The organism is Chloroflexota bacterium, from assembly GCA_018829775.1.
Lineage (GTDB): Bacteria > Chloroflexota > Dehalococcoidia > Dehalococcoidales > RBG-16-60-22 > E44-bin89.
Map to the genome: position 1 here is coordinate 1 of JAHJTL010000002.1, position 11573 is coordinate 11573.

Sequence of the window (11573 nt, forward strand, 5' to 3'; positions counted from 1 at the left end):
CAATATGGGCATCGTTGCTAGCTTTGGTGCCTATTACATTTATCGCCTAACGCAGTCACTTTTGGGTGATAACCGGAGAGGCAAATTGATTGGCGGTTTTACGGCCGCCTGGGGCTCGGTGCTACTGGCCTCTATTGCCTGCGCCGTAGAGCTAGCCATCTCAGGAGCATCACCGCTGACAGTGGTCTTGCCAGTCATGGCTGGTATCCATGCCTTTATCGGGATCGGTGAAGGACTTATTACCATGGCCGTAGTCAGCCTTGTGCTAGCAACCAGGGCTGACCTTATGCGTCTGCAAAAAATCTAGGCAAGGAGTTCACTGATGAATAAGAAATGGTGGTTAATCGCACTGTTGATCTGTTTGGGAGTAGCAACGATATCACCTTTAGCTTCGTCAGCACCCGATGGGCTGGAGAGAGTAGCCGAGGATAAGGGTTTCATTGGTCTGGCTCTAGAGGCGCCCTTTGAAATTGTTGCTGACTATGTCTTTCCTGGGATAGAGAGTGAGGCGTTGGCGACCATAATCGCTGGCTGGGTGGGCACTATCGTTTTGTTTGGTGTAGTCTATGGTCTTGCCTGGTTAATCAAATCGAGAAAAAGAGTGGCTAATGCCTAGCCAAATGTCTCCGAGTCCCGCAGGAGTGGTAATTGAAGCACAGTTTTCTCGATCAGTACAGCGACCGGGATAGCTTAATACACCGGCTTGACCCGCGCACTAAGCTGGTGACTACTTTTCTTTTCATAACAGCAGTGGCGCTGACTCCACCTGACGGATGGCCATCTTATGCTGTGTACGTGGCCATCTTAGCCATTTGGCTTCTCCTGTCTCGGGTGCCCGTCAGTTATGTTCTCAAGCGGTCTTCGGTAGTTCTCCCCTTTGTCGTGCTGATTGCTATCTTTATTCCTTTTTTCCAGGAGGGAGAGGTAGCCGGTAGCTACAACATGTGGCTATGGCAGGTGTCAGTTACTTACAGCGGGCTTGAGATTCTGCGAAATATCTTGATCCGGGCATGGCTTTCTATTCTTAGCTTAATTCTGCTGACCTCAACCACCAGGCTGCCTGAACTCTTAAGGGGCCTGGAGCAATTGCACATGCCTAAGGTAATGGTCATGCTACTGTCATTTATGTATCGTTATATCTTTGTTTTAGTTGACGAAGTAATGCGGATGAAGCAGGCTAGGGACAGTCGTAACTTTGGTGGTCGGCGCTGGTGGCAGATACGGACAATAGGCAATATGATTGGCACTCTCTTCATTCGCTCCTATGAGCGGGGGGAAAGGGTTTATGCCGCTATGGTAGCCAGAGGTTTTGATGGCCGTAGTCGGACGCTAAAGCGCCTACGATTCAAACCGATTGATGCTTATTTTGGTCTGAGTCTGATCCTGCTAGTTATTTTTGGCAGCCTCATTAATCTGATTTGAAAATTTAGAGGAGACAGTATGGATGAGGCCATCAGAGTAGAAAAACTATCATTTAGCTATCCTGACGGCCAGCAAGCCCTTGCCGAAGTCAGTCTGGTCATTGACAAGGGGGAATCGGTGGGCATTGTGGGCCCCAACGGGGCCGGTAAGTCCACGTTGTTGCTTCATCTAAACGGGATACTACGCTCAGATGACGGAGCGGTTAAGGTTTTGGGGCGGCCTATTGATGATAAGAACCTGAGGTGGATAAGAAGCAAGGTGGGAGTAGTATTCCAAAACCCGGATGATCAGCTATTCTCGCCGACTGTGTTTGACGATGTGGCCTTTGGTCCCATTAACATGGGTTATACTGTGTCTGAAGTCAGACAGGCAGTGACCAGATCTCTAGATTGGGTCGGCATGACAGGTTGCGAGGAGCGCTCATGCCATCACCTTAGCTTTGGTGAGAAGAAGCGAGTTTCTCTCGCTACCGTGTTGGCTATGGCCCCTGAGATACTGGTGCTGGATGAGCCAACTAGTAATCTTGACCCGGCAGGTAAGTGGTCCTTGATTAGTCTCTTGAAGAATCTACCCGTCACCAAGATAGTTGCCTCTCATGACATTGAGATGGTCAGGGCTTTGTGCCGGCGGATTATTGTCTTGAACCAGGGACGAGTAATTACCGAAGGCGCTACCGAGACAGTTCTAGCTGACACGCCCTTACTTGCTGCCCACGGACTGCTGCCAGCCCGGCTAACTTAGAAAGTCTTCCGTTTGTTAGACCACCTTCATCTAGCCATAAACGATGTGCTGTCTCTTTCGATAATTATATTCCCCCCAACGGTATGAGGCAACAGAAGCTTATTCTGTGGCATCAAGAAGATAGAGGCTGATATCTTCTACTGATACCAAGTCTCCCTGCGTAACTGAATTCCGCACGGGCCTTCTCTTACATAGTCTTAATTCTGCCGCGCCATTGTGATCGGAACTGCACAAGTGTCGATTAGTTTACAGCACAAATGGTATAATAGACGCAAGCGAACGCTAATTCTCAGGTAAAGTTGGTGTATCCGGTCTTGTGGGGATATGCACGGCTTATTTGAAACGGCGAACCAACCTCTTTAACAAGTAAGATTGAGCTTTATCGGTTTTTAAATTCAGGAGGTGATTTAGGTGAAAAAGTCGGTATACTTGCCAAAAGGTGGTGATAACACGAGTGGGCTTTCAGCCAAACTAGAGTCCCTGGAAAGCATACTGTCTGAGATGGGGAGCATACTCGTCGCTTATTCAGGAGGAGTGGATAGCACGTTTTTGCTTAAGGTTGCCTCAAGCGTGTTAGGAGATAGGGTAATGGCTGTTACCGCAAGTTCGGAAACATATACGTCAGGGGAGCTGGAAGAAGCCAAGAAAAATGCGAAAATGCTTGGCGTAAAACACGTTGTTATTAATACGAATGAATTGGACGATGAAAACTTTGCATCTAACCCCCCGGAAAGATGCTACTACTGTAAGAAGGAGCTGTTCTCTAAGCTAATGGGATTAGCGAAGCAATATGAATTGAACTATGTGGCCGATGGCTCAAATCATGATGACTTAAACGATTTCCGCCCAGGTATGAGGGCAGCCTCCCAGTTCGGGGTAAGGAGCCCCCTAGAGGAGGCCATGCTCACCAAAGAGGAAATCAGAACATTGTCGAAGGAGATGAATTTGCCTACGTGGGATAAACCGCCCCAACCCTGCTTATCGACAAGGTTTCCCTACGGTGCGACGATCACGAGGGAGAAGCTTTCCAGGGTTGGACTTGCCGAGGAGTTTCTGGCGGGGTTTGGGGTCAAGCAGTTAAGAGTCAGGGTTCACGGTGACATAGCCAGAATAGAGGTGCCCAGGGAGGACATGCGCATATTTCTCGATGAGGATATAGCCAAAGAAATTGTGAACAGATTCAAGGCTCTCGGCTATACCTACATCACTCTGGATATTCAGGGCTATAGAATGGGCAGCATGAACGAACCATTGAAAAGGGAGAGTTAGCCTTGGACAGAGAGAAAATCAAGGAACTTCTAGAAAATGTTAGGGCTGGGAAAATCGAAGTCGCTGAGGCACTAAGAATTTTGAAATACCTCCCCTATGAAGACCTTGGTTTCGCCAAGATCGATACCCACCGTGACTTAAGGAAAGGCTTCCCGGAGGTAATTCTGTGCAAAGGAAAAACTCCAGAGCAAGTAACCAAAATCATGGAGAGACTTTCCTCAGGGAGTGAGCTTGTCATGGCTACCAAAGCCAATAGGGACGTTTATGAAACCATCAAAAATGTGAGGGCGGATGCAATCTACTATGAAACGGCGGGAATAGTGGTAATCGGCCAGAGGAAGGGGAAACCGACGGAGAAAACGATCCTGGTGATGAGTGCCGGAACTGCTGACCTGCCAGTTGCCGAAGAGGCAGCGGTCACCGCCGAAGCCATGGGAAACACAGTGGAAAGGCTCTATGACGTTGGTGTGGCTGGAGTTCACAGGCTCTTCGACAATAAAGAAAAGTTGTTTCAGTCCAATGTAATCATAGTTGTCGCCGGGATGGAAGGGGCCTTAGCCAGTATAGTCGGCGGGCTGGTAGATAAACCGGTGGTTGCGGTCCCCACCAGCGTCGGCTATGGTGCCAGTTTCGAGGGATTAGCCGCGCTGCTAACCATGCTGAACTGTTGCGCACCAGGCGTGGTGGTGGTAAATATAGACAATGGATTTGGGGCCGGATACTTTGCCAGCGTCATAAACCAGATGGGTGAGGGAAAATGAAGATAGCGTACTTTGATTGTTTCTCGGGCGTTAGCGGGGACATGATTTTAGGAGCTCTGATTGATGCCGGGCTTGATATACGAGAGCTTGAGTCAGAGCTAGGCAAGCTAAAGATCTCCGGATACAAGATCAAAGCAGAGAAGACAGTTAGAAAGGGTATTTCAGGAACAAAGTTTAGCGTTGATATAATTGAGCAGAATGCGAGAAGGAGACTAAAGGATATTGTTGAAATTGTTGACCAAAGTGAGTTAGATGATGACATCAAAGGTTTAAGTAAGAAAACTTTCAAAGAACTAGCCATGGTTGAAGCGAAGATCCATGGCAAGAGTATTGAAGAAATACATTTTCATGAGGTTGGAGGATTAGATTCCATCATAGATGTGATTGGTTCTTTCATAGGCATAAAGAAGCTTGGCATTGAGGCTACATATTTATCTAAGATCCATGTGGGTACAGGTTTTGTTGAATGTCGGCACGGGGTTCTTCCTGTCCCAGCCCCAGCTACTCTGGCAATGCTGAAAGGAATACCAATTTACTCCAGGGGTATAGAGGCAGAACTTGCCACGCCAACCGGCGTTTGTGTTCTGAAAACCTTAGCCAAGAGTTTTGGAATTATGCCGGAAATGAAGGTGGAAAAAGTCGGTTACGGTGCTGGGAGTAGAGAGCTAGAAATACCAAACCTATTGAGAGTCTATGTTGGCGAAGCCAGCGAGGGAGAGTACGAGAAAGACGAGGTTATTCTTATCGAAACGAATGTTGATAATATGAATCCAGAGCTATTGGCCTATGCTTCTGAAACACTCTTAAAGCAAGGGGCACTCGACGTGTTTATGACGCCGATCTTCATGAAGAAGAATAGACCAGGAACCATGCTAAGTGTTTTGACCACACGGGACAAACTCGACGAGATTCTCTCAACGGTCTTTACAGAAATAACGACGTTGGGAGTCCGAATTCATCGTTTAGAAAGGGAAAAACTTTCAAGGGAAATTATCTCAATGAAGACAAGACTTGGGGAGATAAAAGTGAAGATAGGCAAGATTGGAAATCAAATCAAAAACATCGCTCCAGAATACGAGAGCTGCAAAGAAATTGCGATAAAGCAAGGAATTCCTTTAAAGGATGTATACGACGAAGCAAAAGAGGCGACTCGAAAAGCATTATTTGAGGAAAAAAGAATTAATTGAAAGGCTAAAACGTCATCCTCCTGCCGCACCGGTGAAAGTAGTTTTAATTAATGTCTGAGTCTTTTTGGGGAAGCCGCGGCATCGCCAAACACGACCTTTGCGGCTCACTCCGTTCGCCAAAATGCTTGGTACTTGGCAAAGCACAGGACCAGGATGCCAGCAAGATAGCCTCTCTTTATTAAGCGCATTATGAACTACAACTCAATAAAAGTTCGGAATCTCCGTGTACTTGCTGATTTACCTTCGTTTTGCCAGGGTTGACTTGTCATGTGCATTAAACAATTGGGCAAAATGTTAAATCTCCGTCCCTTAGGACATATTACAGTGGCGTCCACAAGATGAGAGAGCTTCCTTGCTAATAAACAGGTATTGATTGTTATAAGTTGCTTATGTATAATGTAGGACGGCTGTTTTGGTTAATCAAATGAGAGGAAAGGGGGTGGCGTTATGGCTGTTCAAAATCAAAAGACCTGATTCTCTGGAAGCATGGTGCGCGTTGTGCATCATCATTGCGATTCTGTTGTGTGGAAAGCCATGGACGTCGCCCTTAAAAATTCGTTCCACTAATTCCTTCCGAGGCTCCGACGTTACGGGCTTCTACCACGTAACGTAAAAGTCATAACGAAAGGAGCCTTGTTTATGTCTGCGATTTCGCGATTCCTCACGTCCCGTTGGGGACCAATCCTGACAGGTCTGGGCGTTGGCATTTTGGCGCCCATACTGGTCAAATTAGGTAATCCTGGCAATATGGGAATTTGCATGGTCTGCTTCAATCGTGATATTGCCGGGGCAATAGGCCTGCATCGAGCAGGCGTCGTGCAATACATCCGACCGGAGATTATTGGTGGCCTGCTGGGCGCTTTGATTGCCGCGCTGATCTTCAGGGAGTTTAAGCCACGCACCGGTTCAGCACCGTTCGTGCGTTTCCTCTTGGGCATGTTTGCCACGTTCGGTGCTCTGGTATTTTTGGGGTGTCCGTGGCGTGCCTATCTGCGTCTAGGTGGAGGTGATTGGAACGCTATTTTCGGCATTCTAGGGCTCATTGCCGGCATCGGAATAGGAACTGCTTTCTTGAGAACGGGATTCAGTCTAGGCCGCAATCGTCCGGCACCAAAAGCATTAGGGTGGGTCATGCCTGCGATAATGGTAACCCTGTTGGTGCTCTTGATCGTTGCCCCACAATTTGGAAGGGACGCTGCGGGGAATCCAACCGGACCCATATTCTTCTCGGAAAAGGGACCCGGCGGTCAGCATGCGCCTTTGATTGTTTCCCTTGTCGTCGGACTCTTTATCGGTTTCCTTGCTCAGCGCAGTCGGTTCTGCACGGTAGGCGCAATACGCGACATGATGCTGCTTCGTGATTCACATCTGCTAAATGGCATCCTTGCGCTGATTGTTGCTGCCTTCATTACCAATTTCATACTCGGTCAATTCAGTCCCGGATTTGAAAACCAGCCAGTGGCTCATTCCGATAGCCTTTGGAATTTCGGCGGCATGGTATTGGCCGGTCTTGCCTTCACCCTGGCCGGAGGTTGTCCTGGCCGCCAATTGTTCTTGGCTGGGGAAGGCGATGGTGATGCAACTATGTTTGTCACTGGAATGATTGTCGGTGCCGGGTTTGCCCACAATTTCACTATTGCCAGTTCGCCGGCCGGCCCAGCCGCTTTTGGCCCCATAACCGTGATAGTGGGACTAATTTTATGTATTATCATCGGGGTGACCATGCGGGAACCAAAGGTTTAGGAGGCTTATTATGGGAGAGCAAAAGATTGTCGATGCTCGCGGGCTATCATGTCCACAACCAGCGATGCTTGCTCGCCAAGCTCTGCAAGAACTGAGCAAAGGGATGCTCGAGGTTATTGTAGATACTAGCACTGCCCGGGAAAATGTTTCACGCATAGCAAGAAATCTGGGGTGGCAAGTAAGTATCGAAGAGCAGCCTGAGGGTACTTTCCGACTTGTGATGAAGAAATGATTTATCTGGATAACGCAGCTACATCATGGCCCAAGCCGCGTGAAGTCTTAAAGGCGATGAACGACGTCTTAGAGCGAGCCGGGGGTAACCCCGGCCGCTCCGGACACTTGTTGTCTATTGAAGCAGCGCGGGTGATGTACCGAACGAGGGAATATATTGCCGATTTCTTTAGTAGTGGTGACCCCCTACGTGTTGTTTTTACCAACAATGCCACTCATGCCATCAATCTAGTAATAAGAGGGCTATTGAAACCCGGCGATCGGGTTGTAACCAGTTCCATGGAGCACAACGCAGTAATGCGGCCACTGCGAGACCTAGAGAAAAAAGGTTTAGACCTGCACGTTGTTCCCTGTACCTCTGATGGCTGCCTCGACTTCGAAGATGTCTCGAGGACAGTAAATGCTAATACCCGCCTTGTTGTCATCAATCACGCCAGCAACGTGGTGGGGACTATGTTACCCATTGCCGAGATTGCACCTGTTGCTCATCGTGTTGGAGCTTTTATCCTGGTTGATGCGGCACAAACGGCGGGAGCAGTGCCGATAGACGTGCAGGCAATGAAGATTGATTTACTGGCATTCACCGGACACAAAAGTCTGATGGGGCCTCCTGGAATCGGTGGTCTTATCATCGGCGGCAATGTGGATGCCTCACTAATTGAACCCTTGATACGTGGCGGCACTGGTAGTCAATCAGAGTTGGAAGAGCATCCCGAGCACCTGCCAGATAAATTTGAAAGTGGCACACCAAATATTGTCGGGATTGCCGGTCTATATGCCGGTATGCAATGGGTGATGGAAAGGGGTATTGACGCAGTACGGTCGCATGAGAAAGAGCTTACTCGGGCTCTCATAGCAGGCTTGAAAGACATACCAGGTGTCAAAGTCTATGGAACGCTCGATCCTGAGAAATCAATGGCCATCGTGTCTTTTACCATCGAGGGCAGGAGGGTTTCAGAGCTTGGTCTGAGGCTAGACGAAGAATTCGGCATCCTGTCCCGTGTTGGGTTACATTGTGCTCCGGCAGCGCACAAATCAATTGGTTCGTTTCCGGAGGGGACAGTGCGACTAGCGCCCGGGTTGTTTACGACCATGCATGATATTAAGAGAACGATACAAGCCATAGAAAGTCTGGCCCATTTATGACGTACGGTGTGGTTCTATTCCATACAACATCCGCGGTAATGCGTGCTGAAAAATTATTGCTTGAAAAGGGGTACAACATCAAATTGATCCCCACACCCCGCCAGTTCTCCAGTGATTGCGGCATCGCCCTGCGCTTCGATTGGACCCAGTGCGAACAGATTAAATCGATTCTGGATGTAGCATCCGTGGAGATTGACGCTATACATCAGATGTGACACGAAGACGGTCATGTTGAGTCCTACTAATACGATTTTAGAACTGAGGCCTGCTACCACTCACTGGTCCATAAGTCTATCGGCAAAAGCACGAATTACTACCTCTGTGCACATTATAGTGGAATGAGCAATGCCCGCATATGCCTATACCCTAGCACCGTTCTTATCATTCAACTCGCACGTTTAATTGCATTATGCACGCGACGAATGTCCGTTTTGTCACCTGCGTATAACATGGATTATACGCAAAGATCAGAGTCACCTTAGAAAAGATAACTTTGATAGGCTGTCGTTATTTGGCCGTTTAGCTTGAAGCCTGATATGGTAAAGGTTACAATGAGTTGAGGATAGGCACAATGCTAACTGGATTCGTTTGTTTCAGATGCTTGCGGAGATGTAAATATCGGAACCCAAAGGAGTGACCAAGAAATGCCTATATCACTCCCCTTTGATAGACCTATCACACGTGAGGAGTTAAGGGAGGTTTTGCTTCAAGTTATCAAGAAGCAGGCAGATAATATTCAACCTCATATGCTGCGTGATCCCGACTCTGTGGCACAAGCTTTTGGATTAAGCCAAGCGGATATAGCTAAATTTGCCAAGCAGAATGAAGAAGCTGGTGGTTCACAAAATTTCCAAAGGAGGAGTGCCGAGATATTTAATGAGTTCCTTCTTAACGGGATCATCATGCCAAAATGGGGGCAGTCATGGGGGATCTTTGAACTGACAGAGCTTGGAGCTCAGGTCATCAGAGGCGAAGAAGCAATGCTGCTCGATCCTGAAGGGCTTGCGCAGAGGTATAATGATCTCATTCCTGGCGGCCCTGATTTGTCTGCTGATTACTATAAGGAGGCTATATTTGCCTATCATCAGCGTTTATTTCGGTGCTCGACTATAGCATTAGGAGTTGCGTCAGAGGATGTCTTACTTAAAACGGCTAGATCAATCTATGAATATGCCGTCAACCCACAGAGGAAAGGTGATCATAAGAATAGAACTCTTTTAGACTGGCGGCTTGCTAAGGTTGTTGAGCAAATGCGTCAAGTCTTACGAAGTCACGATTTTAGAACAAATTTAGAAGAAGACCTACGTAATAATCCCCTACCATTTAATCAGATGGACAGAAAGACTATGGAAGAGGCTTGGAACTCCGCAGGTATTTTAGCAGACCTCTATCGTCAAACAAGAAACGAACAGGGCCACCCTCTTGGGATTGCTGTTGATCCGAATTTGCTTAAAGCTCAGATTATGGCCTTCCCACGCTATGCCGAAGTTCTCTTTAATATTAGTTGGATTGTGAGTGGAAAGTCTCCCCAATTTAGGGCGCTACGTATTGTTGGATTACGTAAGCTGTAGTCACAAGTAACCATCAGAGGACACCTAGTAGACAATAGAACAGCCAGTGCCAGACAGGCTAAATGGAGTGGCTTTTCCTAGACTAACCGACAGATGTTGGAAGAGGAGGTGGAAGGAGGCTAGATGAAAGGGTTACAGAAAATGAGTTACCGAGCAGATATTCTGGTATGCAGCCGTGACGGTGAACCGATCGCGGTTGTAGAAGTGAAAAATCGACAGGACTTAAACCGTGAGGTAGCGATTCAATTAAGACGAAACATGATAGCCCACGGCTTGCTTCCCCATATTCCTTACTTTCTACTCCTCTCTCAGGACTTCGGTTTTCTATGGAAAGGTAAACGGCGAGAAAGATTGGATGTTGAGCTGACATGCGAGTTCTCGATGAGTAAGATAGTCACACGCTATTTGCCCGAGTTAGGGTCAAAAGAGAGACTTAGAGAAGCTCAACTCGAACTACTTGTGCTCCAATGGCTATCCGATTTGGCTCAGAGGCCACAAGAAGCTATTGAGGAGCCCGAGCGATCACTAGAACTCTCTGGATTTCTTAACTCCATCCGCGGATCCGCGGTTATTACGCAGGCACAACTATGATTGTGTACATCGAGTCTAATTTTGTTCTAGAATTGTCTCTTGAACAAGAACAAGCAAAATCGGCCAATGATATACTTTTGCTTGCAGAAAACGGAAAAATAGAACTTGCATTCCCAGCCTTCGCATTAGCCGAGCCCTTCGCAACTATTGCGCATCGTGAGAGAGAACGTCGACGTTTGTGTAGTTCATTTAGTGGGCAGTTACGGGAACTGCAACGGTCAAAACAACATCAAGACGTTGTATCCCAACTTGAACCAGCACCCAACTTATTGTTAGAGATTGGGAAGAAGGAATTTGATCTTCTTCAGTCAACTGTAATGCGCCTACTGAAAGTCGGTAAGTCTATAGGGATAAGTATGATAGGGTTTCAGAAAGCGTTGGCGTATCAAGATCGCTATGGTCTATCGCCACAAGACTCAATAATCTACTCTCTTGTCATTGGTGATCTTCAACGGCGAGGCCTTAAAGAAGCAAAGTGTTTCATAAGCCGGAATTGGAAAGACTTCGGCGATCCCGACATTAAATCAGAATTAGAGTTCTATAATTGTGCCTATCTTGAAGACTTCACAACAGGCCTGAGATTCATACAAAGCACTTATATGTAGATAGTTTCTTTATAGGTCATTTTTGCCTAACATGTTGCGCACGGATTAATTGGAGGCAAATAGGCCGGCATAGTTTTCAGTGGGGCGTTTAATTGCAGTTATACGCAACAAGCTTGGCATAAGATAGTCGACTAACCAAATACCAAATTCTGTCACGTCACATTTCTGACAATTGTTCAGCGGGTAACGTTGTCGTATAATTAGGAACGATGACTGTGGCAGAGATACATGGCAAAATATCGGAAACAGGCACAAACCTTTCCGAACGCATGGAGGACCTCCTGACTTCTGACATTTTCGGCTGTA

14 protein-coding genes are annotated in these 11573 nt (G+C 47.4%); all 14 read left to right on the top strand.

The annotated features are described in order from the left end of the window. The coding region (locus tag KKD83_00040) for an energy-coupling factor ABC transporter permease (protein MBU2534542.1) at positions 1-307 on the top strand (307 nt) is incomplete at its 5' end. Between the two features lie 15 nt (positions 308-322). Then, positions 323-616 (top strand): PDGLE domain-containing protein, encoded by a 294-nt coding sequence (locus tag KKD83_00045; GenBank protein MBU2534543.1) that lies wholly within the window; start codon positions 323-325, stop codon positions 614-616. Between the two features lie 32 nt (positions 617-648). Further along, the gene (gene cbiQ / locus KKD83_00050; protein MBU2534544.1) at positions 649-1422 is read left to right on the top strand and encodes a cobalt ECF transporter T component CbiQ; all 774 of its coding nucleotides are present in this window, start codon (positions 649-651) and stop codon (positions 1420-1422) included. Between the two features lie 18 nt (positions 1423-1440). Further along, positions 1441-2163 carry an energy-coupling factor ABC transporter ATP-binding protein gene (locus KKD83_00055; GenBank protein ID MBU2534545.1) on the top strand — a complete coding sequence of 241 codons (723 nt, stop codon included), beginning with the start codon at positions 1441-1443 and terminating at the stop codon, positions 2161-2163. A 501-nt stretch (positions 2164-2664) separates the two neighbouring features. Then, positions 2665-3432, top strand: a complete 768-nt coding sequence (larE, locus tag KKD83_00060; protein ID MBU2534546.1) for an ATP-dependent sacrificial sulfur transferase LarE — start codon at positions 2665-2667, stop codon at positions 3430-3432. Between the two features lie 2 nt (positions 3433-3434). Beyond that, positions 3435-4193 carry a nickel pincer cofactor biosynthesis protein LarB gene (gene larB / locus KKD83_00065; GenBank protein ID MBU2534547.1) on the top strand — a complete coding sequence of 253 codons (759 nt, stop codon included), beginning with the start codon at positions 3435-3437 and terminating at the stop codon, positions 4191-4193. Then, the gene (gene larC, locus KKD83_00070; GenBank protein ID MBU2534548.1) at positions 4190-5380 is read left to right on the top strand and encodes a nickel pincer cofactor biosynthesis protein LarC; all 1191 of its coding nucleotides are present in this window, start codon (positions 4190-4192) and stop codon (positions 5378-5380) included. Before larB ends, larC begins: the two co-directional genes overlap by 4 nt. 639 nt (positions 5381-6019) lie before the next feature. Further along, entirely contained in the window at positions 6020-7123 is a 1104-nt protein-coding gene (locus KKD83_00075; GenBank protein MBU2534549.1) for a YedE-related selenium metabolism membrane protein, read from the top strand. Between the two features lie 10 nt (positions 7124-7133). Next, positions 7134-7355 carry a sulfurtransferase TusA family protein gene (locus KKD83_00080; GenBank protein MBU2534550.1) on the top strand — a complete coding sequence of 74 codons (222 nt, stop codon included), beginning with the start codon at positions 7134-7136 and terminating at the stop codon, positions 7353-7355. Beyond that, a complete protein-coding gene (locus KKD83_00085) occupies positions 7352-8500 on the top strand; it encodes an aminotransferase class V-fold PLP-dependent enzyme (GenBank protein ID MBU2534551.1) in 1149 nt (382 codons plus the stop codon). Before KKD83_00080 ends, KKD83_00085 begins: the two co-directional genes overlap by 4 nt. Further along, positions 8497-8715 carry a DUF3343 domain-containing protein gene (locus KKD83_00090; GenBank protein ID MBU2534552.1) on the top strand — a complete coding sequence of 73 codons (219 nt, stop codon included), beginning with the start codon at positions 8497-8499 and terminating at the stop codon, positions 8713-8715. The genes KKD83_00085 and KKD83_00090 overlap by 4 nt, the downstream gene beginning before the upstream one ends. Before the next feature lie 429 nt (positions 8716-9144). Continuing rightward, on the top strand, positions 9145-10071 hold the full coding sequence (locus KKD83_00095; protein MBU2534553.1) for a hypothetical protein: 927 nt from the start codon (positions 9145-9147) through the stop codon (positions 10069-10071). Positions 10072-10194: 123 nt separating this feature from the next. Beyond that, the gene (locus KKD83_00100) at positions 10195-10662 is read left to right on the top strand and encodes a hypothetical protein (GenBank protein MBU2534554.1); all 468 of its coding nucleotides are present in this window, start codon (positions 10195-10197) and stop codon (positions 10660-10662) included. After that, positions 10659-11267, top strand: a complete 609-nt coding sequence (locus KKD83_00105) for a hypothetical protein (GenBank protein ID MBU2534555.1) — start codon at positions 10659-10661, stop codon at positions 11265-11267. Before KKD83_00100 ends, KKD83_00105 begins: the two co-directional genes overlap by 4 nt. The last annotated feature ends 306 nt before the right edge of the window (positions 11268-11573 follow it).